This window comes from Aeromonas sp. HMWF014 (assembly GCF_963878295.1).
GTDB classification, from domain to species: domain Bacteria; phylum Pseudomonadota; class Gammaproteobacteria; order Enterobacterales; family Aeromonadaceae; genus Aeromonas; species Aeromonas popoffii.
On sequence record NZ_CAWNYS010000149.1, the window covers coordinates 1 to 24,306 of the forward strand.

The window sequence follows — 24,306 nt, forward strand, 5'->3', positions numbered from 1 at the left end:
GGCGCAAAGAGGTGAGCGAGCGCGACTCGCTGGATCAGCCCGACTTTGACCGCCTCGCCATCCAGAGCTCACGGGTCGAGCCCATGGGCTCCCAAGAGCAGTACCGCATCGGCAAGAGCCTGCGCAAGAAGGGGGTCAACAGCGAGGCGCTGCTGGCGGAGCTGGCGCAGATAGAAGAGAGGATCAACCAGCAGCTGGCCGACTGGCTGGCAGCCGGTGGCGAGATCCGCCGCAGCCGGACCGGCGAGGCCATCATAGATTCGCGCTACTGGCACTGCATGCTGGCAGGAGCGGAGGTCACCATCCCCTGCGGCGGCACCCACGTCAGCAACTTGGCAGAACTGGGCCAGGTTCGGGTGCAACTGGCCCCCTGCGAGGAAGGCTTCACCCTGGTCACCCGGGTCACTCCTTAAGTCAAACGTCAGGCCGGACGTGTCCCGGCCTGACGTCGTCACCAATCAGCCGAGGCGGATCAGCAGGATACCGCAGAGGATCACCAGCGCGGCCCACAGCCGCACCCGCCCCAACGGCTCCCCCAGCCAGCACCAGGAGAGCAGCACAGCAAACAGCACGCTGCTCTCGCGCAGCGCCGCCACCAGCCCGATGGGCGCCTGGGTCATGGCCCAGATGACGATGCCGTAGGCAAGCAGTGACAGGGCGCCGCCGAGCGCACCGGTTCGCCATGCCGCGAGATCGTGCGCGTGCCAGGCGGTGCGACTCTGCCAGCGCATCAGCAACGGCATCATCAAGGCCGTCAGGGCAAACAACCAGAGGGTGTAGCGCACAGGCGCCCCGGCCGAACGGGCGCCAGCGCCATCGGATAGGGTATAGGCGGCGGTGAACAGCGCCGTGATCAGCACGGCACGCAGAGCTGCAGGCACCAGCCTGATGCCGCCACGCCAGGCCATCAGCAACACCCCGCTGACCAGCACCACAGCACCCGCTACCGCCACTCCACCTGGCACCTCCCCCAGTAGTAGCACCCCGAGCAAGAGGGTCACCAGGGGGGCACTGCCACGGGCCAGCGGATAGATCTGGCCGAACTCCCCCAGCCGATAGGCCCGACCGAGAAACAGGCAATAACCGCAATGTAGCAGGATGGATAGCGCCAGCCAGGGATATTCGGCAGGCACAGGCAGTCCCACCAGCGGCAAGAAGGGGGCGGCAAACAGCCCGGAGCAGAGGGAGACCAGCAATACGCTGACGCGCCCCTCGGCTTGGCGCTTGGCCAGCGCATTCCAGAGGGCGTGCAACAGCGCGGCCAGCAGGATGGCCGCAAAGAGGGTGGGTGTCACGACGGGTTCCTGTCACTAAGAGCGGGACAGACTACCCTACTTTCGGTGCAACAACCGAGATCGGCTTCATAAGATGCTCATCTGACAAACCGGCCAACAGCCGGTTTGTCAGAGGGAGGAGAGCAGAGTGACCTAGCTCAGGCGACGCTGCCAATGGATGGCCAGCAGGATAAAGCCCATCCCGACCCAGAGGTTCCAGACCGGGATCTCGCCAAACAGCCAGATCCCCAGCAACACCACGAACATCAGGCCTGAATATTCGGTTGCCGCAATACGGTTGGCCTCCACCTGCCGATAGGCGTAGATGCAGCTGGCATGGTAGAGCAGTTGCATCACCGCGCTGCCACCGATCAGCGCCAGCAGACGCCAGTCCACCGGCTGCCATTGATTCACCGCTAACCCCGCCGTCAACGGCAACGCCAGCAGGTTGGCCCAGAACAGGGTTGCCACCACAGAGATACCCGCTGGCAACTTGCGGCCGGTCACGTTGAACAGCGCCAGGGTGAAGGCGGTCACCAGAGCACCCAGTCCCGCCAGATGAAAATCCCCCGGCTTGAGCACGAACACGACCCCGAGCAGGCCTATGCCCCCCAACAGCCAGACCCGGGAGTGGATCTTCTCCTTGAGCAACCAGGCCGCCAGCGGCAGGGTCAGCAGCGGAGAGACATAGAAGATGGCGTTGGCCGTGGCCAGCGGCAGCTGGGTCAGGGCCAGCATCATGCCGCCCCCGCCGAGCAGACAGAGGTGACCGCGCAGCAGGTGCCATTTCCAGGCACCCAGTCCCCAAGCCGCTCTCGGCACCCGCAGCATGAAGGGCAGCAGCACCAGCAGGGTCAGCAGCTGGCGCAGGACCATGTATTGGAAGGGGCTGAAACCGGGGCCGATCAGCTTGACCAGCACATCGGAGAAGGCCTGGGCCAGATTGCCCAGCACCAGAGTGATGATGGCGAAGGTTTGCAGGTCCAGAGCGAACCGCTTGCGCAACAGCTCCATCAGCGACAGCCACTCGTGTGGCGAACGCAGATAAAATGGCTCAACGGCTCAATCGCTGAATCTTGTTCAGTATTAATGGGGTAAAAAACCATTTTTAAACATATCCATCAACAGTTGCCGATTAATCATTCAGAGGGTACCCAGTAATATGGCGGCGAGCACCCGTTTTCTTTACTACCTCAAGACATAATAATTTCATTGTTATGCCTAAAAGATATTAAAAGGAGGTCATACCGATGTGGGGAATGTCATCTTCCAGATAGGGCTCGCCCACGGCGGTGAAGCCATGACGACCATAGAAACCCTGCAGGTGCGCCTGAGCGCCCAGATAGATGCTGATCCCGGGCCACAGCAGTTCGCATTCTTGCAGCGCCTGTTGCATCAGCTGGTGACCCAGACCGTCGCCTCTGGCCTCGGGTGCCGTCACCACCCGGCCGATCACCACCTGATGCGACTTGGCCACGCCGGGCGCCATCAGTCTGGCGTAGGCCACCAGCACGCCATTCTGCCAGCCGAGCAGGTGCTGCACGTCGGGACGCTTGTCGACCCCGTCCATATCGAGGAAGACACAAGTCTGCTCCACCACGAAGACGCGGGATCTCAGGGTGAGCAGTTCATACAGTTCGTTGACGTCGAGTTGTTCAAAAGACTTGAGGGACCAGTTCATGGAAGTTCCTTGCTCATGATGAGAAGGGCAGCATAGCCAGCCGCGCAGGCGCAGGCATTAACTTTTGTTAAGATCCTTCAACCGTTTGCGAATACGGCTCAGGCTGATGGGGGTGATGCCAAGATAAGCGGCGATCTGGTGATCCGGCACCCTGGCGTCCAGCTCGGGAAAGCGTTGCAGGAAGTGCTGATAACGGGCCTGAGGGCTCGCGGTCAGCAAGAGCAACTCCTTCTCCTCTTTGATCCGCAACTGCACCGCCAGCAGGTGGTGATACCAGGCAGGCCAGCAAGAGAGCTGACGCAAGTCGCCAAGGTTGAAAAGTTGCAAACGGCAGGGCTCCAGCGCTTCCACGCTGTAGCGGGCAGGTTCACCACTGAGCAGATGGTGGAAATCGATAAACTCGTCCCCCTCCCAGTAGAACTCCTTGATGTACTCACGGCCATCCGCCAGCACCACCTTGGCCCGCAGCAGCCCCTGCTCCACCCTGACCAGCAGGTCGGGCCTGTCGCCCGCATGCCAGAGACAGGTGCGGGGGGTTAATGTCAGCGGACGGGCAAAAGAGAGGAGGCGCGCGGCCTCCTGCTCATTCATGACCCGATCCCGGCTAAATGGGGGTCTGTCCATCCCGTTCGCCTCAGGCGCGACGCTGACGCACGGCTTCAAACAGGCAGACGCCCGTTGCCACCGACACGTTGAGGCTGGAGACGGCCCCGGCCATCGGGATGCTCACCAGCTCGTCGCAATGCTCGCGAGTCAGACGGCGCATACCCTTGCCTTCGGCACCCATCACCAGTGCCATGGGGCCGGTCAGTTTGGCCTGATAGAGATCGTGATCGGCCTCACCGGCGGTGCCAACCAGCCAGACGCCGCGCTCCTGCAGCTCGCGCAGGGTGCGGGCCAGGTTGGTGACCTGGATGAGCGGCACCACTTCGGCGGCGCCACAGGCGACCTTGCGCACCACTGAGGTCAGGCCGCTGGCCTTGTCCCGCGGCACTATCACCGCATGCACGCCAGCTGCATCGGCGCTGCGCAGGCAGGCGCCGAGGTTGTGCGGGTCAGTCACCCCGTCCAGCACCAGCAGGAAGGGCTGGCTCTGTTGTGCCACCAGCTCGTCCAGCAGGCTGGCCAGATCGTGCTCGGCCAGCTTGGGCGCCTCTATCACCTTGGCCATGATGCCCTGGTGATTGTTGCCTTCCGCTTTGTCATCAAGGGTCTTGCGGTTCACGCTCTGCACCTTGAGGCCGAGCGACTCCAGCTCGGTCAGCAGGGGTTGCAGCCGGTCGTCATCCCGCCCCTTGAGGGCCCACACTTCGATGAAGCGCTCGGGAGTGCGCTCCAGCAGCGCGGATACAGCGTGAATGCCGTAGATCAGTTCAGTACTCATGTTCAAGATCCGTGGTGTCGGGTCGCATGAATGCACCCCGAAGAAAAATGGCCGTACCGGCAGCCTGACCACCATGATGCAGGTCTCGTCACCGGTCGCTAAATGATGACGCATCATACCAGAGAGACCTGCATCTAGGGAGGAGGAAGCTGCTCGGCCAATCGCCTGTCGCTATCTCAAGCCCTTCGGCGGCACGTGGCGACAAGCCAATCATGGCGTGTTAGCCGCTATGCTGCGCTCAAAACGATGGGTGTCCCAACTTCACTACCTGACATCGTGAAAGCGATAAATCCGCCCATTCTCGTTCACCTCCGCCACCTTTCTCAAAGCCTCCGCTGGCGACAAACCGAACTTTCGGGTTAACACAACGAACAGATGGTAGAACTCGGATTTCAAATCCGCTGCGAAGATCCCCGGATCATCAGATCCCAGACAAATAGACATAGGCACATCACCTTCAATCACCTCACCCGGCAAACCCATCCAGCGAAAGATATGATGCTCGCTGACATCTCGATACTGGCTGATACGGGTATTGCTGGTCGGAGGGCACTCAATCGCAATGTTTCGGTCTGCCATTTTTGCCATCATCGCCTGTTGCAACGAAACTAACGCCTCATCCGGCAAATATTCCAGGGTGACATCAATGTATTCATTTCGCTGCTTTCGCACGTTGTCATCTGTCAACCATTGCCGATACAACTTCAGCGGCCTTTTCATGCCCGCCACTTTAGCCAACTCTCTAGCGCGCTCGTACTCTTCCAACCAAAGGGATTCGGGCTTTAATGGCCCATCCAATTCACCCAGCAGACCTTCCGATTCAGCCAACACGCCTCGCAAATCAAACACCTGCTCAAGGGTGGTAATCGAGATCTCGTCTTCCAGCGAAAACACCTTATGGGCCAAACGAACCGCTTCAATCGCTGCATCACTGGCGTAACGAAGTAACTGTGGATGATTGCGAAGTTCCCGCCAGATAAATACCAAATCGAGCAATCGCGTCTCTTTGGTCATGGACAGAGACGATGGCAAAGAGCGTTTCCAGATGTTAGGCGTGATGCCAATGGCGGTGCAGTGACCAAGACGGTCACCATTACGCAACGGCAAAAACCTCAAGGCATCATCAATGGAGCGAATACCACTGATCAGATGCGGGAAGTCCTCGCCAACATGATAGGTAAAATGAGCAATACCGGATTTTGCCAGCACCCGAAACAAGGGGCCAAACAATTCCGGTGGCGCGTGCATCTCATTGGCTGCGGCATCCACACCTCGAATCCAGCGGGTCAAGCGTGGCTCATGATTCAGGATCTCCATCAGGATAGCTGCCTGATTTTTTACATCCTTGAACAGCAACGCGTAGGGATAGACTTCATCCTTTTGGGGCTTTTTCTTGATGAAGTGCGGCACCAGCGCTAGCTCGGCACATATACTGTCAGGCTTAACCTGCTCAAGATTATCGAGCACTTGGGTGATATTGAGCGGCTGGGGATGTTCCCAGTCTACGGTCATGTGACCTTTAAGGTATTCCCAATACCCACGCAAAACACTGAAGATCAGTTTTTGCATTTTGTTGGGGTCGCTCTTCGGAGCAAAACGCCCTTCCAGATAACGGACCTGAGAATACACACCAGCCCCATGTGCATGTTTGAAACGAGACAAATAAGATTTCTCGGTCTCTTCCCTCAGCTCCGTCATGGTGTATTTCTGGAACTGATCAAACCCGAAAAAATCGTCTCGCTGAACCAGCAGGGTCAAATACTGATTCTGAATTAGCAGGTAAATCCAAAGCAGTCGTTCCAATCCTTCTGGCGCACCATGCCGCCATTTTTCCAACAACCCGGTTAGCAAGCGAAACTCAGACTCCTGGCTGTATTTGTCATCTGTTGGCCAAACCGTCGTAAACCCGTACTCCAGGTCATTATGCAGAATGGTGCTGTCCGCCAACTGCTGCGGGTGCTGCAATGACACCATCCAATCAGGCAACACCATGCCCTGAGCTACCCGGCAAAGAATTTCACGAATATTACAGGCGATCTGCAAACGATCCCTGAAGATCTCCGGCGTCAAGGAGGGATCAATCTGGGCACAGAGTTGTTTCATCTCTTGATAGCCCCAGCCCTTTTCGAAATCTCTGACAGTCACTCCAGGGTGTTTGAGCGCATCCAGCCAACACTCTTCCGCACTGGTACTGCCATTCAGATGTTGGTGAGTTTCGTGCAGGCGTTCACGGGTAATGTAGTCCTCAACTGTCGGGTGATAAGGGTACAAAGGCCAGCGAAAGCGATATTCCGGACTGGCTGAACCTGAGTTAAATACCTGATGACATGCCATAACTGGCAGGCACGATACCCGGCTCATCAGTGTTTGCCACTCCGAAAACAAAGCAAGATCGGTTTTGGGGCCACCTTTCTCGTTTTTAACAAATTTTTCAGCGATAAAACGCAAAGCCGCAATTGGGCCAAGTTTCATATTTCGCTGTTTGAGTTGTTGTGCCAAGGATGACCAAGCCGATTTGGCTATATGATCAGGCAAGCTACGCGTCTGCTCGTATTGAGCAAGGAACACAGATGACTCCACCCTGTCATCAAGTGATACCTCATCCAACGAGATGTTACTCAGCCGATGCAATAGTACTGTCGAGTTAAGAAGAAACCTTTCCATACCCAATCCTTAAACAATTACCAGCATTATTTATCTGCCACTGGATTAGCTGGGGCATTCTCACTTTCATTCTTCTTCTTTGATTCATATGGTGCAGCAGCAATACCTGAAACATTCAGAAACCTAAATCCCAATACAGGTTTTGAAGAATTTAAAGACTCCACAGCACTAAACTTAACCTTATCATTAAATCCATCGCCAATAATTTCATCTAACAGAGCAAGAAGATTTTTTTCCTGTTGAGAGAGCAAATGATCTGCCGAATTAATACTACCCAAAGGGAAAATAAATGGATGCACTAATGGACACTTCAAAATAGAGTAGAAGATCGGATGAGTGCTGCTTATATTCGAGAGTTCCCCCATCGATTTCAATTTAGTCACTAACTGACCAACTGATGTAATCGGGTTCTGCTTAAAATTCACAGAAATACGCGAAACAGAACTATCGCAAACTCTATGATATGCATCCTCTTCCACTAAAACAGCATGAAGAAAAGCCAATACATTGAAGCGCATAATTTTTGCAGCATTAGTGTGCTTCGCATATTTACCCTCAAACGCCAAGGGATCATTACCCAACAAAGACTTATGTTTTTCTGCAACGTTTGATAGATTGAAAAATAGCCGAGTCCAAATCTTACCTATGAGCATGGATGATGGTTTTATTTTGGAGGATATTCGTCTAACAAGGCGATTCCATTTTATTAGCTGAACTATGGATTCATTGACATCCTGCTCATCAACAACATCCAGCTCCTCAACCTCTTCGCCAGCTCCTTTTTCAGCATATTTAGACCACAACGGAGCAACACAAGTCGGTTTTGCAAGAACCTTTATAACGGCCTTTCTAAATTGTTCATTTTCAAAAATTATTTTTTTATATATATCAGGGAGCTTTGAAGCATCTGTATCAGCTATTTCAATTTCAGAAACACCAGTGTCGACATCTGCAAGGTCAGCAATTGCACCAATGAGATTAAAGACGGACAGAAAATCAGTCGGAGACGGCGTCAAGGCGGAACTCAAAGATGCGGCAAGTGCAACCTTTGCAAGCCCACTCTCTGCATTAATATCAAGCGCACGGTAGTCTGCTTTTTTTTTCTTACTCATGTGAATCATACCAAGATACACACCGGGAGACGTATTCGGACTTCCATCATCAGAAATAACAGCGCAACTTCTATTAGCCCAATTTGTTACGCTTTCACGCCGCCCAATGGACATATATGATTTGAATTCAATATCCGGAGGTTGTCGATAGCGCCCCCCTGATTTCCAACTGATTTTTGAACACTATCAAAAAGACTAACACTACCACAACCGACCAACATTAACTGAAGAAGCTGGGAAAGCCCCCCATCACATAGAGCACTCACTTGGGATGCTAGATATACAGAGCAATTTCTAAGAGCTTCATTACTCGATTGAGGGCGAAGATAAAATCCAGTATTAACCTCCTGATCTTGGAGAGAATATCTAAAAACATCATCACACAACGAATCCATCCCAATACGATGCTGCTCATAGTTCAACCCTGCTCGATATATACTACTAAGCATGGCACCATACAACGAATCCCGCAGGAGCATACTTTTAGAAAGCGTTGAAGCTTGCAACCGAGAATAGTAATCCTGCATAACTTGCATCAACAACCTGACAGGCTGCTTCAAAAGCTCATCAACATACATATCAAGATCGGAGCCAATTCGTATGTTTAGACCATTCGAGACAATATTCTCTAAAGCACTCCGAACCGAATTAACCTTTACTCCATCCTCGCCTTTACCGTATACAACGCTAATGTTTTCGCAGCCTTTCTCTCGCCCTTTTTCGCCAACCAGTTGCAACATAGTTTTGAGCTGTATTCGTTTCTGCACAGGAAACAGCTTCAACAAATACTGCTGTTCAAGATGCTCCACCATATATCCCCGCTCGGCTAGGCGGGCACTCTCTTTTTCCTGATCGAGCAAGGTTTTACTGTAATTTTCGTATTGCTTACCGCGGATCAACTGGGAATACAAACGCAAATCGCCAGTCGCCACCACCACCAACTTCTGACTATTAAAAAACCTGCGAATGGATTCAAGCACATCCCAACCCGTATCAAACTGGGTATCGATATCATCGAACGAGATCAAAATAGCCTTGCAGCCGAGGATCTTACACGCGCATTCAACAAGCCGGTCAAAAATCTCGGCTAAATCCTGACCACCGATGGAGTAGTCAAGCTGGGCATCCAGCTTCAAAGCGTCACTGAAATATTCTGGCTTGTATTCCTTGTCGGTCAGCAAATGCAACCCGCGCTTCAGTTGCCCCAGATGATTCTGCCAACGCTCTTTATGCTCTTTATGGTTATTAGATGACCAGCTCTCTTTTAACTTGTCTGATACCATCTTATTCAAGCGGGCTGTCACCGTGACCAGAATAGGTTCATGACGCGGCAACTTGGTTGGGTCGATGGTCGGCAGACACTTGATGCTCACGCTGGCACCACTTGTGTCACCATTTAGTGATTTGACCACGCTATTGATAAAAGTGGTTTTACCTGCACCACGAGTACCATCAACAAAGAACACATTACGGCCAGACTCATCAATAACCCGTGTTACATTCGTAGGCTTATCAGCATCTGCCGGGGTAACCGAATCTCGAATGCTCTCAACCAACTGATCACGCAGCGCTTTCTGGATCAGATCTCCGTCTTTGGTACTGCCAGGAAGATTGGAGGCGAACAAGTCGATGATGATGTCGTAATTTTCTTGATTTTCAGCCTGCTTGGTATCAGTCATATCGGTATCGATCCAGTCATTTTGTTTTTTTGGCCAGTCTGTACATCAGAACTGGCGCTTTAAATTTAAACAGCATTGACTGCTGCAATGCTCAAGATGGAAAAATGGGGCACCCGCCTTGCTGAGCACCTCGTAGCAGCCCACAGACCAGCAACCTGTCACTCCAGTCACTCCAGTCACTCCAGTCACAGGTGGGCATGGTATTTCCCCCTGTAAATCGCCGAGGCGGGTTGAGCGGGTCAGTAGTAATTAACATGGACACCCATCGTTGTTCGGCAATCAAATCGGGAGGGTTACATTTTGATGAGATGTAATGGGCATTAATCGCTTATCAATTCAATTTGATCTGCGTGACAGCCTCCAGCCTGCTGCTTTGAACCTGCGATGTGGCGCTGGCCTGGCTCATGTTGCCAAACGGCTATGTTAGCGGGCAAAGCGGTGGAGGGAAGAGGGAGATGATGGTTTCCTGAGCAAGATCAATAAATTAATCGGCTAGGGGAGTACCGGAGTAGAGCAGCAATACCGAAGGGGTAAAATGAAAAATGGGACACCCACCTTTCTGAGCGCCGCGTAGCGACCTATAGAATGGCAATCGCGCAGGGATTGTGCTCCTAGCCATAGGCACGGAGCTTAGCCGAGCTCCGCCGAAGGGCTGAGCCCCTCCCCTTTCGCTGACCATAAAAAATCCGAACCCCGGTAACAGGGTTCGGATTTTTTTTGTCTCCGGCACTATCGGGCTCTGGAGGAGATAACCCGGGGCCATCAGCCCCTTACGACCTCAGCCCAGGTCGCTGGACCCAGGCCATGGCCGAAGGGCTTATCCCTTGGCCTTGTCACGAGCCTTTTTGCTCGGTCGTCTGTTGCTGGGCTTGGCGCGGCCACCCTTGTCGGATTTGCCGGTCTCCTTGCCCTCTTTGCGTTTATCGTGACGCAGGCCCCCCTTGGCAGGCTTGCGCACCACCTCTTTGCCATCCTTGCCGGTGAGTGGCGCTTCCACCATCACGAAGTCGATCTTGCGATCGTCCAGATTCACGCCCATCACCTTGACCCGTACCTTGTCACCCAGACGGTAGCGACGGCGGAAGTTCTCGCCGATCAGCTGCATGTGCAGGGGATCAAACTGGTAGTAGTCGTTGGTGAGGGTGCTGACGTGCACCAGACCGTCGATGTGGATCTCCGCCAGACGGACGAAGAAACCAAAGCCGGTGACGCTTGCGATGACGCCGTCGAACTCGTCACCCACGTGATCCAGCATGTACTCGCACTTGAGCCAGTCGGCCACGTCGCGGGTCGCATCGTCGGCACGGCGCTCTGTCATGGAGCAGTGCTCGCCCATCGGGTCCACTTCTTCCAGCTGGTAGTGATAACCACCGCTCGGGGTCCACTTGTGGCGCAGATTGCCCTGCTGCTCCTTGGCCGTCTGGTACTTGATGGCGCGGTGCAGGATAAGGTCAGGGTAACGACGGATCGGCGAGGTGAAGTGGGCGTAGGACTTCAATGCCAGACCGAAGTGGCCGATATTGTCGGCCTGATAGACGGCCTGGCGCATGGAACGCAGCAGCATGGTGGATAGCAGCTCCGCATCGGGGCGCCCTTCAAACTTGGCAGCCAGCTCGGCAAAGTCTTTCGGCTCGGGTTCAAGGCCACCCTTGAGCTCCAGACCCAGCTCGGCCAGGAAATCGCGGAAACCAGTCAGACGCTCTTCGCCCGGACGGTCATGCACCCGGAACAGGGCAAAGGCTTCGTTCTTCTCGATGTAACGGGCTGCGGCCACGTTGGCCTGGATCATGCACTCTTCAATGATCTTGTGGGCATCGTTGCGCACCAGCGGCACTATCTGGTCGATCTTGCGCTGGGCGTTGAAGATGAAACGGGTCTCTTCGCTCTCGAACTCCACCGCACCGCGCTGGTGACGGGCATGTTTGAGCGCCTTGTAGAGGTTGTTGAGCTCCTCGATATGGCCCACCAGCGGCTCGTACTGCTGACGCAGCTTGGGCTCGCCATCCAGGATCGCCGCCACCTTGCTGTAGGTCATGCGCGCGTGGGAGTTCATCACGGCTTCGTAGAACTTGTAACCGGACATGCGGCCGGCGGCTGAGATGGTCATCTCGCACACCATGCACAGGCGGTCGACCTGCGGGTTCAGGGAGCAGAGACCGTTGGAGAGCACCTCCGGCAGCATGGGCACCACGAACTCGGGGAAGTAGACTGAGTTGCCGCGCTGATACGCTTCGGCATCCAGCGCTGTGCCGGGCTTAACATAGGAGGAGACATCCGCGATGGCCACCCACAAGCGCCAGCCGCCACCGCGCTTGGCTTCACAGAAGACAGCGTCATCGAAGTCGCGGGCATCTTCTCCGTCTATGGTGACCAACGGCAGGGCGCGCAGGTCGATACGACCCTCTTTGGCCTTCTCTGGTACCTGTTCGCCCAGACCGGCAACCTCCTTGGTCACCTCTTCCGGCCAGGTATGTGGAATACCGTGGGTACGCAGGGCGATCTCAATCTCCATGCCTGGCGCCATGTTCTCGCCCAGCACGTCCAGCACGGTACCGACCGCGTTGATGCGGGAGGTGGCACGCTGATTGATGCGCACAACCACCACCTGGCTCTGGCGGGCACCCTTGTTTTCCCCTTCGGGGATGATGATGTCCTGGCCGATGCGGCTGTCATCCGGCACCACGAAACCGACGCCATTCTCGACGAAGTAACGGCCGACGATATCCGCCTCGCGGGACTTGAGCAGACGTACCAGACGAGCTTCCTGACGACCCTTGCGGTCAATCTCGGTCGGCTGCACCAGCACGTAGTCGCCATGCATCAGACGCTGCATCTCGCGGTTGTTCAAATAGAGATCCGGTCCACCACCTTCCGGGCGCAGAAAACCGAAACCATCTTTGTGGCCGAGTACATACCCCTTCACCAGATTCAGACGATCCGGCAGGGCATAACATTGGTTGCGAGTGAATACCAGTTGCCCATCACGCTCCATGGCGCGCAGACGACGGCGCAATGCTTCCAACGGCTCTTCGTCGGTCAGCTTGAGTGCCTTGGCCAGCTCTTCCCGGGACATGGGTTTTTCATGGCCCTTGATGAGCTCCAGCAGCATCTCGCGACTGGCGATGGGGTTTTCGTATTTTTCGGCCTCGCGTTGGAGGAAAGGATCTTTTTGAGACATAAGCAGGCCTTAGGGTAGGTAATAACGCAGACATTATATCGAAGGGGGGAGCTAATGGCATCCATCGGCTGCCTTTTGGCCAATCTCTCTGTCATACTATGCAAAGTTTGCAGTCATGATGAGACACGGAACTCATGAGCAAGGACTCGTTTGCCCAATCTGCCGCCTATCTGAAGCAGGCGGTCCCCCTGATGATCAAGTATCAAATTCCCACGACACCGGATAATTACACCCTTTGGTATAACTATGTGGCCGCCAGCATGCCCGAGCTCAATCAGGCTATCGAACAGGCCATCAAGCTACAGGGCACCTGCTCTCTCATCACCTGTGAACGGCTCTATCACCAGCATCTCGCCGCCCAGGACGAGCAGCAGATGGAAGCGATGAAACTCAGTCTGGCCGCCATGGCCAACGAGCTCGGCCATACCATGCAGGACGCCATCTCCGACACCGGCATGTTCCAGGAGATACTCGACAAGAGCTTCGATCGACTAAGCCTCATCGACGATGAGGGGCTTAGCCTGGAGGATACCATGGGTATCTTGCGGGATCTGGTACGCGAGTCGCGAGATATTCGCATGTCGACCATGCATTTTCGCAATCAGCTCAGTAACGCCGAGAAGGAGATCAAGGAGCTGCGTGAGACACTGAATGAGACCCGCAAGCTGGCTAACGAGGATGCCCTCACCTCACTGCTCAATCGGCGCGCCTTCGATCTGGAGATAGACGGCCTGATCCGTAGCAAGCGGCCCTTCTCGCTCATTTTGTCAGACATAGACCGCTTCAAGAGCTTCAACGACGAATATGGCCACCTGCTGGGGGATCAGGTATTGCGCGCCTTCAGCAAGCGACTGCGGGAAACCTGCAAGGAGGGTGTCACCGCCTACCGGCTCGGTGGCGAGGAGTTTGCCCTGCTGGTACCCATGCGTAGCCTGGCCCTGAGCCGCCAAATGGCCGAGAGCCTGCGCCGGGCCATCGAGAAAATGTCCATTCTGGATCGCAAGTCCGGCCGCCGCATCGACCATATCACGGCCTCGTTCGGGGTAGGCGAGTATAATGGCCAGGAGACGGGCGATGCCCTGGTCGAACGTACCGACAAGCTGCTCTACAAGGCCAAGGAGCTGGGCCGCAACCGCGTGATGCCACTGCCCTCCTGATCCTTCCTGGCAACAAAAAGGCCGGTCAATGACCGGCCTTTTTCATCGTTGCAACACTAACCTCAGAGGCTTTTCAACTTCTCTTCCGGCAGGGCCAACTCGTCATTGTGGTTGACGCCAACGCCGCGCTCCAGTACATGACGGGCAATGGCGTGAGCCTCTTCCAGTGAGTGCATGCTGTAGGTGCCGCACTGATACTCGTTCAGCTCGGGGATCTTGGCCTGATCCTGCACAGTAAGCACGTCGCTCATGGCGGCCTGCCAGGCTGCGCCGACACGAGCTTCGTCCGGTGCACCAATCAGGCTCATGTAGAAACCGGTACGGCAACCCATGGGGGAGATGTCGATGATCTCCACGCCGTTGCCATTCAGGTGATCTCGCATAAAACCGGCGAACAGGTGCTCCAGAGTATGGATACCGCGCTCGGAGAGGATCTCCTGGTTCGGCACGCAGAAACGCAGATCGAACACGGTAATGGTGTCCTTGTTCGGGGTCTGCATGGTCTTGGCCACACGTACCGCAGGGGCTTCCATGCGGGTGTGGTCAACGGTAAAACTGTCCAATAACGGCATTTCTGACTCCTGATTTGGTTACCAGAACCAGCCCCCGCTGGAGAGCTGATCCTTGCATTGTCGATACTGGGCGCCGTAGCGCTGGGCACGAGCCTCTACCTTGCGGGAGGTCTTCATCAACCACCCCTTGCTGCGGTAGCTGCCGCGCCGGTAGCCACCCCACCCTTCGTGATAGTTGAGGTACTGGCCATAGGCATCCCACTTGGAGGTGCCGTTCAGCCGCTGGGCCTTGTTAGTGTACCAGCCCATGAAATCGATGGCGTCAGCAAAGTCGTCGCGGCTGCTCCAGCTATTGCCGGTTTCCCGCTGGTAATCGTCCCATGTTTCATCTTTCACCTGGGCATAACCATACGCGGAACTGGCCCGCCCGGTCGGGATGAAGAGGAAATACCCCATCGGCGGCTGGGCGTCATGCACGAAGGAGGACTCCTGATACATCATGGCCATCACCACCGGGATCGGTGTGCCCCACGTCTCGTTCATCTTGAGCGCCGCCTTGTGCCACTCGGGTTTTTCCCGAAAGATCTGGCACAGGTTCTCTGGCTGGGCCGGCGGCCGGGTACTGCAGGCGGTCAGGCTAATCAACAGGCCCGCAGCCACGAAGAGGCGCATCCATGACATCTGAAGGCTTGTATCTTCGTTCTCTTGATCGTTACGAGGCACATGCATCACATCAAATCGCGTCTTCGTTCTCTTCGCCGGTACGAATACGAATGACCCGTTCAACCTCGCAGACGAAGATTTTGCCATCACCAATTTTGCCGGTGCGGGCTGTGTTCTGGATGGCTTCCAGACAGGCATCGAGATCCTCGTCCTGCACCACTAGCTCCACCTTCACTTTCGGCAGGAAGTCGACCATATATTCGGCGCCACGATAGAGTTCGGTGTGCCCCTTCTGGCGACCGAAGCCTTTGACTTCGGATACTGTCATGCCGTTGATGCCGATCTCGGCCAGGGCCTCGCGCACATCGTCCAGCTTGAACGGTTTGATGATGGCTTCAATCTTCTTCATGGTGACTCCTTACCAGTTCTGTTTGCCAAACCCCGACGTAATGGGGTAACGGCGATCCTTACCAAAGTTGCGGGCCGTGATACGGGGCCCGACGGCGGCCTGACGGCGCTTGTATTCGTTGAGATCCACCAGCCGGATCACCTTGCGCACCACAGCCTCCTCGAAGCCTTCCGCCACCAGATCGGCGACCGAAGCATCCTCTTCCACGTAACGCTTGAGGATGGCATCCAGGATGTCATAGGGGGGAAGGCTGTCTTGATCCACTTGGTCTGGCGCAAGTTCTGCCGAAGGGGGACGATCGATGACCCGCTGCGGGATCACATAATCGACCGAGTTGCGATATTCGCACAATTTGAAGACCAGCGTCTTGGGTACATCTTTCAGCACGTCGAAACCGCCCGCCATGTCACCGTACAGAGTGGCATAACCGACCGCCATTTCGCTCTTGTTGCCGGTAGTCAGCACGATACGACGACGCTTGTTGGAGAGCGCCATCAACAGCACACCGCGGCAGCGCGCCTGCAGGTTCTCTTCGGTAGTGTCGCGGGCGGTGCCTTCAAACAGCGGCGCCAGCTGGGTCATAAAGCCTTCGAACATGGGCTCGATGGAGATGATGTTGAACTCCACCCCCATTCGCTCGGCCTGCTCCTTGGCATCTTCCACACTCATCTGGGCGGTGTAGCGAAACGGCATCATCACTGCCTGTACCTTGTCGGCCCCGATGGCGTCGGCCGCGATGGCCAGCGTCAAGGCGGAATCGATCCCGCCGGAGAGACCCAGCACTGCGCCCTGGAAGCCGTTCTTGGTGATGTAGTCACGCACCGCCAGCACCAGCGCCTGATAGGTCTCGGCCAAAGGATCGAGCGGGGCAGCCGGCTCACACTCTTTCACCGGTTCACCATTGGCAAAGCGCACTAGCGCCAGCTCTTCGGCGAAGGGGGCCAACTTGTGGGTCAGCTCGCCCTGACCGTTGAACACCTTGGAACAACCGTCGAAGATCAGCTCGTCCTGGCCACACACCTGATTGAGATACACCAGCGGCAAACCTGTCTGCTGACAACGTGTCGTCATCAGCTCATGGCGGATCCAGGGTTTCTCCTGATCGTAGGGCGAGGCATTGATGGTGAGCAGCAGCTCGGCTCCCGCTGCCTTGGCGGCCAGCACCGGGCCCGGTTGCCACAAATCTTCACAGATGAGCAGCCCCAGCTTGTGACCACGGAACGGCACCACGTGGGTCTCAGTGGCAGCGGTGAAGTAGCGCTTCTCGTCAAACACACCGTAGTTGGGCAAGTCCTGCTTGAAGTAACGAGCAATCAGCTTGCCGTGCTCATAGAGGGAAGCCGCATTGTAGAGAGCCTCTCCTTCACGCCAGGGATGTCCCACCAAAATGGCACAGTTTCCCTGCCATTCGGCAATACGAGCCAGTGCGGAATCGACCCGTATCATCAGATCGGCACGCAGCAGCAGATCTTCCGGTGGATAGCCGGTCAGGGCCAGCTCGGGGCAGACCAGCAGATCAGCGCCTTGCTGCTCGGCCTGAGCAGCCGCAGCGAGCACTTTGTCAGTGTTATCTTCGATGGCGCCTACCGTCAGATTCAACTGGGCAAGCATCAGAGAGAGGGCTTTTGCCATGGCAATGCATCTTAAAATCAAAAATGATGGGGAATGATAAAGAAAAGGGGGGCAATCTGCCAGTTCAAGTCAGGAGTTCTGTGTGACAGCAGGCCCCAAGGGGGATAAGCTGTAGAGATTCATGGAACGACATATTCAGGTTCATATGAAAAATAACGGATTTACCCTGTTAGAACTGATGATCACGATTTCATTACTGGTTATTCTTCTTGGGATAGGTATCCCCTCCCTCAAGAGCCTGCTCAGTGAGAATAGCCTGTCATTTCAATCACAAATGCTGTTAAAGCATATGAGATTTGCCCGCTCACAAGCGATTGACAATCAGCAAACGGTAACCGCTTGTTTAGCCGATGCATCAAATAAATGTGTGCAAAATAATCCGACCTACTATCTCGTCTTCGTAGACAGTAATAATAACAATGAACTTAATTCAGGAGAAATATTACTATCAAGTAGCCAGCAGTTGGCTGACGGGATCACTGCGACAGCAAATAGAATTTCCACTACTTACAGCTTGGATGGCACGAGTATAGGCACTAATGCAACCCTTTCCTTATGTGAAACAGGACAAATAAAAATAAACATTGTCACAGCCCAATCAGGTCGCAGCTCCAGCGCACCTCAAGCTACTGTATGCCCATGAACATCAACGAGGCTGAATTTTTTCTTGGTGTAAAGCTGCATCCAAACTAAATGGACTACTTACAGCCACACATTCCAAGACCTCCTTCACCTTGCTTATCTTACCATTATATTCAAACCCTTTCTTTTTAAAATTCTGATAAATCTCTGATTGATTACTACCTTTCACTGGACTCTGCAACACCACTTTTTTCCCATTATCCAATTCTACATAGCACTTTATATCCGCGGCCATGACAGAAAAGGACAAATGAAGTACGAACAGTCCATATACAGCGTTCATTATTGTACTCCTTCATATATATATATTTTCTTGGGTGCCATGTCCATTTCAGCCTCATCAGCACCTTGAGAACATTCTCCCTCAGCAGTACAACGCTCAGGCTCACCGTTGCCTTCATCCTTCAGGATAACCTCTTCACCTGGCGCACCACCAATAATGCGAACTTTGGAATCATCACCAGCATGAACAACAAGGTCGTCTGCAACTTTATTGTTAACTTCTACATAACGGACTGGGGTTTCATTTCCATCTTGGTCAATAATGTACCTAAATGTAGTACCATAATGCATATCAATCATATATTGACGCATGGCCCCTATCGATTGGATTGTACACTCTTGAAATGACTGAACCTGAGGCAGGAATGAAGTAAAGTAAAGCTTTCCTTGCAATACAACACCAGCACCCATCGATTTCTCCCCAGATTCATTTAACCAGTAAACCCATCCCTTTTTACTAGTTATTGCAGCTCTCATATTTAATATTTCTGAATCAGTGTCCTTCCCAACAAAAGGATCGTTGGTCACATCATAGAGATCAGAAACAACTAATGCAGTCGGGGTATTGGTTTTATAATTCTTGGCCACCACATTATAATCTCGCAGCATGAAGTAGGCATTCTGAACAGTAGACTCAGAGGATGGCCTGTTACGATCTCCACTACCAATCAGTACGGCATCAAATGGGCGTTCCTTATAAGTATATTGATCCTTCCCATTTACTATCGTTCGGGTCACTTCCTTGTTAAGGGTACGAACAATGACTGGTTGAGTAAAGAACCGGCGATCCGCCCCCTGCACAGAATCAGAGCCTAAGCTAGCAAACTTGAAAGCACTCCAGTCAGCCTTGTTGGCAGAAGGAAGATCTACCCGCCAGATATTACCACCAGTATCACCAGCATAAATTCTATCTGTTTTTCCATCACCATCACTATCCAACGTAGCAACAGTACCAGGCATGCTATCTGCCATCTCAGGCATGCTCAGATTAATTATGGAACCTGACGCAGGGGTTACACTGAAAATCAAAGCACCAGTATTGGCATTTACCATATAGATGCCTGCACCGGAGCCATCACTCACTCCCAAACCGATACTGCTTTTGTTAAGATCATAACCCCCAGCAAAGATCAGAACAGGATCAGTAATACCAGGTAAAAAAGCGACTTCTGGTACCGACCAAGTCTGCCCTAACTGGCTAAAACCAGTAGTCTGACTATTGATACTCCACTTCAAAGCTGGCACATCTGGGTTTGATATATTAAATGCGTAGTAACTCTTCCCTCCCCCTCGCAACCCCATAAACAACCAAGCAAAGTCCCCCTCAGAAGACTTAATCACGCCGTTATTATTTGCATCCTTAATTAATGCGACGGGTGAAGAATCAACTCCATAGATGTGGCTTGACGATTCCACATTTTTTCTAAGATCTTGCTGATTCCCCATGAATTCATATGGAATGATAGCCCAACTTTCATCAATACTAACTCCTGAGTCTTTGAACATATGCAAGAAACCAGCATTGGTCCCCATAATAATCCTCAAGTCAGGGCTATCATTTAAATTACCAGAGGGTGGGCCATAGTTAATAACGAGTGGTCGGGAATGCAACGGATCACCAAGAATAAAACGGCGAGTCGTAGTCGTTGTATCAAAATCCTCATCGTCAACATCAACCCCACGAGTCCAGTTAATCAATGTATCTGCCTCCGTTGAGTCAGCCACTTTCAGATGAGTGTTCAATACAGAGGCACTACCTGCAATACTTTCCAGACTTGTTCGATTAAGAGTATCCAATCTTACTTGGGAACGATTGACAACATATAAATTTCTTGAGGGTTTATCTGCCAACATAGCTTGCGCCCCCCCTTTAACCACAACATTCCCATCACGTTCATTTGACCAATAGGTCTGCGCACTCTCAATGATTGAACCATCGGCTTTAATTGCGGGCAGATCATTGACGTCTACAACATATCCTTTATTTGAAAACATAAGCTTTTTGAGATTGCCTTTCCAGCGCGGTCCTGAATCAGGCTCAAACATGGCATAGTAAATATTGTTCAGACTACGTGTGCGATCAAAATTATTGGTTGCAATAGCTGGAGAAACTAGCGATGTGTTAATCCGCAAAATAGCTAATAAAGATGACTTCAAAGCCTGGGTTAATGCAGTTGAATCTGTCGCCGGATAATAAGTTCCACCACCACGGCGGGCTGTCTCAGCCAACAGGTTTCCAGCTCCGCTGACAGCATCATCACCAAACCCTACAGTAAAGGTAGTCACGGTTTGTACGCCAGGTGAACCACTATTAACATCCTTGTGTTTCATATACCCAGCAAGAGCAGCCAAATAGCTTTTACTCCCACTAGAACCATAACCAACTGTCGTACCATAAGCAGCTTTCTCGTCACTACTAAGGGTATTTATAAGACCCTGTACTAATGTATTTGCTGCTGTATCTTGTGTTGGTTCACCATCAGTAATATAAATAACATATCCATTATTAGAGCACTTGTCATAAGGTGACTTATAGGTTCCTAGAGGATTTTCCGCTAACGTATCTCTTTCCGGTTTACGTGAACTATCATCGTCACCATAAAAAACGCTCTGACCACCAAATAAACGGTATGCTTCATATAATGTCTCACACAATGGGGTGTTTGTTTCAGCGCCAAGATTGTCTATTGTTGATAATAGGTTTTGCTCAGCTGTCACCCCTCCTCCCATATCTTCCTCATTACTCAGTATTCGTCTAACTACACGCCCACCGTTCTTGCCACCATTACTATCATTGAAGTTATATACAGCCAATCCAAAATCAACGCCTGGAGTTGATGAGATAATTCCCTTTACCGCATCCTTGGCAATTTTAAGGCGAGATTGAATACTATAACCTGTAGGGCCATAATACCAGCGAAGGTAGTTAGCAGAGTAAAGCGTCACACTAGTATTACTACCCGAAGCAGCATTGGCAACATTAGCTGTATAGTACCAAACACCTGAGTTATTAGCTGTTTTATTTATAGGGTAGCCTGTGGTAATACTGCCTACTGGTAAAGTTCCAGTAAATGGATTTGCTGTATTTCTAACTGTAATATCCTGCTTGCAGTCAACCAAATAAATTTCATTTTCAACATAAGGGGAAACTGAAACCCAGGAGCCTTGCCGTGGCACCTTACTATTATTAAAACTTGAAAATAAATAACTCCAAACCTGAGATTGAAAATACCCTATATTGCTCAGTGGAGTTTTTGAAGAATCACAGGCATTTATTTTATCAGAGAATCGCTTTGTACTGGTAATAACGGGGACAGTACCATCAGTAGAGTAATATATGTATTTTTTAGTATTGGCGCTATCAGGGTCCAGGTTTAATGCAGCATAATTTGTCAGAGGATTATACTCTTCTTTCACTACCTCCATTGTTTGACTCATACTACCAGAATTATCAAAAATAATAAGTATCTTTGGCCTAAAATCACCCGCCTTTGAGAAGTCATAGATAAAAAGTTCAGTATCATCAGAGTAACTATTTGTTGCGATAGCCGGCATGACCGCTATCAGGCAAAAAAATAATGATGTACATATATATTTAAGCATATCCTATGCTCCTTATTCAGATTTGAGCAGTGGTTGCTCAACACCTGCAATCCAATTCAAAGGACGGGCATTTTTCCCATAATTAACCCCCGCCTGCATCTCTATATAACGACAGGAAGGGATAACATTCTGACTACTCGCATTAAATTTACGCTTGCATACTGTTTCTGCACGCCGCGTCATATTAACGGTTGTAGATATATTGTTGCCGTATACACTCAAGGCTGCACTGGCACCCATTGTGGAAATGCGAGTAGATAGACCATTCTGCTGCAAAGCATTCTCAATTATTCCTTCCACTTGATGCTCTGCTTGCTGAACGCTGGCAGAAGCCCCTGCCATTCTTAAATCAATACCACTAGATTGCATTACAACGACAGCAATCAGTGTTAATGGTACTAAAATAACCAGCGCTACAATCAATGCAATTCCATGGATTGCCTTCATTTTCCGCCTCCCGCGATCACCGCCGGATTACGGATAGCTACACTACTTTCCAAAAGTAATCGGCGAAAACCATCATTCCCCCCAGACACTGATATATTACCGACTTGATAAGTATTGTTATTCTTATATTTACTGGAAGCCTGTAGAGAACGAACCAAAATGGATACCCTGGCAGAAATAACACGCCCTTCATTCCATTCTTGTGCCGATACATTGGTAGTCCCAACATATTTATCAATCTGACCATCTTGTACAAGACCGGTGTCTACACCATACAAAACAACAATATATTCAATACCTTCTGCCATTGGACCTGTGATCAAAAAGGAACCGCCATTTGCAGTCAACATCCTCTTGCGTAGCTCTGGAATACCTGTTGTACCAAGTGCAAGGTAATAAATATAATGTTGATACTCCCATATTTGCCGAGTCGGCATCGCAACCTCCGTCGGAGCAACTTCATTTCCACGAAAGATATAGGCAGCTTGAGTCGTTGTGGCCATGTAAAATCGATTGGTATCAAAGCCGCTCTCTAAGGGTGGGCCGATCAATCGTTTAATACTGATAACATCTGAGTTAGCGATCCGTGAGGCTGCGGTAATACATGAAAAGCCACTCATGTTTTTACTGGCATCAACCCGACCCACCCAAAGTGCACGAGTGACAGTCGCGGTAGAAGGAAGACTTCCCTCCCCTCTCTCATCGATACAATCACTGCTAGTAGAAACAACGGCACCAGTGCTCAAACTGACACCGACATCTCTCTGCATCGGCATGCCAGTATAATCGCCCCAAAAACCAGCCCAACGCAGATCCTGAGTAATAAGACGCATCGCTAAACGACCATTTTCCTGTAGCTCACTCTGATCGAATACATCTTCTGTCGTTGCCCGAGAAACAACAAAAACACTTAAAACACCACCTAACAGAAAGATCCCAATAACCATGGCAATCAACCATTCAACGAGTGTAAACCCTCTGGCGTTCATAGTGTGGTCTCTAACATATAATAATGCCGAGACTGAATCATGGCATTACCAAAACCACACAAATTACGAATATTACTAGAGATGGCGGAAGTACCATCTGATAATGCCTCTCGACCTTTCCATGTTAATACAACTGTCATTGCGTTGTTATTACCACGAATAACACAACCCAAAGGGTCTTGAATTGAAGACGAGGATCCTGATACTCCAACACCCAATAATGACTGCTGCCAATTAAACATATCCAAGGTGAATAGGTCGCTTTGACTACAACTAGCCATGGTGCCATCCACATTGCCGCAATTGGGTTTATTAATGGCCGAGCCAGCACTTACCATCCAGGCCTGTGTACTCTGCAACTCCCAGACGGCACGATTGATCCTTGCTCGTTCGACGATATCAGTGGCTAACCAACTGGCTATTGTTCTCTGTCGGGCCTCATAGCCAGAAAATTTCGAGGTCGTCTGCAAAGCAACCAAGCCCAGCAAGCCAAATGAGAGCACCACAGCCGCAATCATCACTTCCAGCAGGCTGAATCCGCTTCTGGGTGGGGCAGTATGTTGCATCATAAGCTAGTCCCAGCAATCACTGTTGGCACTGTTACTGATGTTCTGCGCACTTCTCGTACCATTTTGATCGATTGAAAACACCACGCAGTCACTATCAGCCTCTTGCGCACCGGATGCGGTAGCTGACAACCGGAAAGAGTTGCCAGCGGCAGACAGTTCCAGACGATAGTGGCCAGCATCCGAGCTTTCAGAAAGATTGAGGTCTGCAGCCGAGGAGGTGTATTGATTGAAATCCATAAAGTAGGTTTCCTGCCGGTTGGCAGCGTCCAGCAACATCTTTTTGGCATCAACACGGTGACTGGTCAGCAGGTACTGCTGATAAGAGGGGTAAGCGATGGTGCCAAGGATCGCAACTATGGCGACAACAATCATCAGCTCAATAAGAGAGAAGCCTCGAAAGAACCCAATCATATCCCATCCTTGGTGATT

The 24,306-nt window shown here is 52.0% G+C and carries 21 protein-coding genes and 1 pseudogene; 3 read left to right on the forward strand and 19 right to left on the reverse strand.

Annotation, left to right across the window (positions count from 1 at the left end; translation table 11 throughout):
- Nucleotides 1-413, forward strand: a pseudogene (locus tag AAC083_RS05810) (hypothetical protein); the annotation flags it as partial.
- A gap of 45 nt (nt 414-458) precedes the next feature.
- Here the strand turns inward: AAC083_RS05810 and AAC083_RS05815 are convergent.
- The 9 genes from AAC083_RS05815 to rnr form a co-directional block, all read right to left on the reverse strand.
- Nucleotides 459-1,295, reverse strand: a complete 837-nt coding sequence (locus AAC083_RS05815; RefSeq protein WP_042038861.1) for a DMT family transporter — start codon at nt 1,293-1,295, stop codon at nt 459-461.
- A 132-nt stretch (nt 1,296-1,427) separates the two neighbouring features.
- Nucleotides 1,428-2,288: a DMT family transporter gene (locus AAC083_RS05820; RefSeq protein WP_042038859.1), complete on the reverse strand. Its 861-nt coding sequence runs from the start codon at nt 2,286-2,288 to the stop codon at nt 1,428-1,430.
- Between the two features lie 217 nt (nt 2,289-2,505).
- Complete coding sequence (locus AAC083_RS05825; RefSeq protein ID WP_108535397.1) at nt 2,506-2,955, reverse strand: GNAT family N-acetyltransferase; 450 nt, start codon at nt 2,953-2,955, stop codon at nt 2,506-2,508.
- A 57-nt stretch (nt 2,956-3,012) separates the two neighbouring features.
- On the reverse strand, nt 3,013-3,579 hold the full coding sequence (locus AAC083_RS05830; RefSeq protein WP_108535398.1) for a Crp/Fnr family transcriptional regulator: 567 nt from the start codon (nt 3,577-3,579) through the stop codon (nt 3,013-3,015).
- 10 nt (nt 3,580-3,589) lie between these two features.
- Nucleotides 3,590-4,339, reverse strand: a complete 750-nt coding sequence (rlmB, locus tag AAC083_RS05835) for a 23S rRNA (guanosine(2251)-2'-O)-methyltransferase RlmB (RefSeq protein ID WP_108535399.1) — start codon at nt 4,337-4,339, stop codon at nt 3,590-3,592.
- 264 nt (nt 4,340-4,603) lie between these two features.
- Nucleotides 4,604-7,003 carry an adenosine deaminase gene (locus AAC083_RS05840; protein WP_108535400.1) on the reverse strand — a complete coding sequence of 800 codons (2,400 nt, stop codon included), beginning with the start codon at nt 7,001-7,003 and terminating at the stop codon, nt 4,604-4,606.
- Between the two features lie 26 nt (nt 7,004-7,029).
- Nucleotides 7,030-8,115, reverse strand: coding sequence for a hypothetical protein (locus AAC083_RS05845; protein WP_219927846.1), 1,086 nt, complete (start codon nt 8,113-8,115; stop codon nt 7,030-7,032).
- Between the two features lie 86 nt (nt 8,116-8,201).
- The gene (locus AAC083_RS05850; protein WP_219927847.1) at nt 8,202-9,794 is read right to left on the reverse strand and encodes a hypothetical protein; all 1,593 of its coding nucleotides are present in this window, start codon (nt 9,792-9,794) and stop codon (nt 8,202-8,204) included.
- An 817-nt stretch (nt 9,795-10,611) separates the two neighbouring features.
- A complete protein-coding gene (gene rnr, locus AAC083_RS05855) occupies nt 10,612-12,972 on the reverse strand; it encodes a ribonuclease R (RefSeq protein WP_042038847.1) in 2,361 nt (786 codons plus the stop codon).
- A gap of 134 nt (nt 12,973-13,106) precedes the next feature.
- Here rnr and AAC083_RS05860 point away from each other — a divergent pair, with 134 nt between their 5' ends.
- A complete protein-coding gene (locus AAC083_RS05860; protein ID WP_181364584.1) occupies nt 13,107-14,129 on the forward strand; it encodes a GGDEF domain-containing protein in 1,023 nt (340 codons plus the stop codon).
- A 62-nt stretch (nt 14,130-14,191) separates the two neighbouring features.
- Here AAC083_RS05860 and luxS read toward each other — a convergent pair whose 3' ends face one another.
- From luxS to AAC083_RS05880, 4 genes are all read right to left on the reverse strand, one after another.
- The gene (gene luxS, locus AAC083_RS05865) at nt 14,192-14,701 is read right to left on the reverse strand and encodes an S-ribosylhomocysteine lyase (protein WP_042038845.1); all 510 of its coding nucleotides are present in this window, start codon (nt 14,699-14,701) and stop codon (nt 14,192-14,194) included.
- An 18-nt stretch (nt 14,702-14,719) separates the two neighbouring features.
- Entirely contained in the window at nt 14,720-15,313 is a 594-nt protein-coding gene (locus tag AAC083_RS05870; RefSeq protein WP_280136046.1) for a transglycosylase SLT domain-containing protein, read from the reverse strand.
- A 61-nt stretch (nt 15,314-15,374) separates the two neighbouring features.
- The gene (glnB, locus tag AAC083_RS05875; RefSeq protein WP_005308848.1) at nt 15,375-15,713 is read right to left on the reverse strand and encodes a nitrogen regulatory protein P-II; all 339 of its coding nucleotides are present in this window, start codon (nt 15,711-15,713) and stop codon (nt 15,375-15,377) included.
- A gap of 9 nt (nt 15,714-15,722) precedes the next feature.
- Nucleotides 15,723-17,345 carry an NAD+ synthase gene (locus AAC083_RS05880; RefSeq protein WP_108535401.1) on the reverse strand — a complete coding sequence of 541 codons (1,623 nt, stop codon included), beginning with the start codon at nt 17,343-17,345 and terminating at the stop codon, nt 15,723-15,725.
- Nucleotides 17,346-17,466: 121 nt separating this feature from the next.
- Between AAC083_RS05880 and AAC083_RS05885 the strand changes: the two genes are divergently transcribed.
- Entirely contained in the window at nt 17,467-17,988 is a 522-nt protein-coding gene (locus AAC083_RS05885) for a GspH/FimT family pseudopilin (protein WP_258224558.1), read from the forward strand.
- Nucleotides 17,989-17,991: 3 nt separating this feature from the next.
- Here AAC083_RS05885 and AAC083_RS05890 read toward each other — a convergent pair whose 3' ends face one another.
- The 6 genes from AAC083_RS05890 to tppA are packed head-to-tail and all read right to left on the reverse strand — an operon-like array spanning nt 17,992 to nt 24,288.
- Complete coding sequence (locus AAC083_RS05890; protein WP_108535403.1) at nt 17,992-18,270, reverse strand: TapY2 family type IVa secretion system protein; 279 nt, start codon at nt 18,268-18,270, stop codon at nt 17,992-17,994.
- A complete protein-coding gene (locus AAC083_RS05895) occupies nt 18,270-21,872 on the reverse strand; it encodes a pilus assembly protein (RefSeq protein ID WP_108535404.1) in 3,603 nt (1,200 codons plus the stop codon). Before AAC083_RS05895 ends, AAC083_RS05890 begins: the two co-directional genes overlap by 1 nt.
- 12 nt (nt 21,873-21,884) lie before the next feature.
- Nucleotides 21,885-22,319 carry a pilus assembly PilX family protein gene (locus AAC083_RS05900; protein WP_084204706.1) on the reverse strand — a complete coding sequence of 145 codons (435 nt, stop codon included), beginning with the start codon at nt 22,317-22,319 and terminating at the stop codon, nt 21,885-21,887.
- The gene (locus AAC083_RS05905) at nt 22,316-23,308 is read right to left on the reverse strand and encodes a PilW family protein (protein WP_108535405.1); all 993 of its coding nucleotides are present in this window, start codon (nt 23,306-23,308) and stop codon (nt 22,316-22,318) included. The genes AAC083_RS05900 and AAC083_RS05905 overlap by 4 nt, the downstream gene beginning before the upstream one ends.
- On the reverse strand, nt 23,305-23,877 hold the full coding sequence (gene pilV / locus AAC083_RS05910) for a type IV pilus modification protein PilV (protein ID WP_108535406.1): 573 nt from the start codon (nt 23,875-23,877) through the stop codon (nt 23,305-23,307). The genes AAC083_RS05905 and pilV overlap by 4 nt, the downstream gene beginning before the upstream one ends.
- A gap of 3 nt (nt 23,878-23,880) precedes the next feature.
- On the reverse strand, nt 23,881-24,288 hold the full coding sequence (gene tppA / locus AAC083_RS05915) for a type IVa pilus pseudopilin TppA (protein WP_042038838.1): 408 nt from the start codon (nt 24,286-24,288) through the stop codon (nt 23,881-23,883).
- Nucleotides 24,289-24,306: the final 18 nt, after the last annotated feature.

Bases quoted from the DNA above. Each gene is read 5' to 3' on its own strand.
- rlmB (WP_108535399.1), bottom strand. From the start codon at position 4,339: ATGAGTACTGAACTGATCTACGGCATTCACGCTGTATCCGCGCTGCTG.
- AAC083_RS05825 (WP_108535397.1), bottom strand. From the start codon at position 2,955: ATGAACTGGTCCCTCAAGTCTTTTGAACAACTCGACGTCAACGAACTG.
- AAC083_RS05820 (WP_042038859.1), bottom strand. From the start codon at position 2,288: ATGGAGCTGTTGCGCAAGCGGTTCGCTCTGGACCTGCAAACCTTCGCC.
- pilV (WP_108535406.1), bottom strand. From the start codon at position 23,877: ATGATGCAACATACTGCCCCACCCAGAAGCGGATTCAGCCTGCTGGAA.
- AAC083_RS05830 (WP_108535398.1), bottom strand. From the start codon at position 3,579: ATGGACAGACCCCCATTTAGCCGGGATCGGGTCATGAATGAGCAGGAG.
- AAC083_RS05870 (WP_280136046.1), bottom strand. From the start codon at position 15,313: ATGCGCCTCTTCGTGGCTGCGGGCCTGTTGATTAGCCTGACCGCCTGC.
- luxS (WP_042038845.1), bottom strand. From the start codon at position 14,701: ATGCCGTTATTGGACAGTTTTACCGTTGACCACACCCGCATGGAAGCC.
- rnr (WP_042038847.1), bottom strand. From the start codon at position 12,972: ATGTCTCAAAAAGATCCTTTCCTCCAACGCGAGGCCGAAAAATACGAA.
- glnB (WP_005308848.1), bottom strand. From the start codon at position 15,713: ATGAAGAAGATTGAAGCCATCATCAAACCGTTCAAGCTGGACGATGTG.
- AAC083_RS05850 (WP_219927847.1), bottom strand. From the start codon at position 9,794: ATGACTGATACCAAGCAGGCTGAAAATCAAGAAAATTACGACATCATC.
- AAC083_RS05890 (WP_108535403.1), bottom strand. From the start codon at position 18,270: ATGAACGCTGTATATGGACTGTTCGTACTTCATTTGTCCTTTTCTGTC.
- AAC083_RS05885 (WP_258224558.1), top strand. From the start codon at position 17,467: ATGGAACGACATATTCAGGTTCATATGAAAAATAACGGATTTACCCTG.
- AAC083_RS05880 (WP_108535401.1), bottom strand. From the start codon at position 17,345: ATGGCAAAAGCCCTCTCTCTGATGCTTGCCCAGTTGAATCTGACGGTA.
- AAC083_RS05905 (WP_108535405.1), bottom strand. From the start codon at position 23,308: ATGAACGCCAGAGGGTTTACACTCGTTGAATGGTTGATTGCCATGGTT.
- AAC083_RS05840 (WP_108535400.1), bottom strand. From the start codon at position 7,003: ATGGAAAGGTTTCTTCTTAACTCGACAGTACTATTGCATCGGCTGAGT.
- AAC083_RS05845 (WP_219927846.1), bottom strand. From the start codon at position 8,115: ATGAGTAAGAAAAAAAAAGCAGACTACCGTGCGCTTGATATTAATGCA.
- AAC083_RS05860 (WP_181364584.1), top strand. From the start codon at position 13,107: ATGAGCAAGGACTCGTTTGCCCAATCTGCCGCCTATCTGAAGCAGGCG.
- AAC083_RS05895 (WP_108535404.1), bottom strand. From the start codon at position 21,872: ATGCTTAAATATATATGTACATCATTATTTTTTTGCCTGATAGCGGTC.
- AAC083_RS05900 (WP_084204706.1), bottom strand. From the start codon at position 22,319: ATGAAGGCAATCCATGGAATTGCATTGATTGTAGCGCTGGTTATTTTA.
- tppA (WP_042038838.1), bottom strand. From the start codon at position 24,288: ATGATTGGGTTCTTTCGAGGCTTCTCTCTTATTGAGCTGATGATTGTT.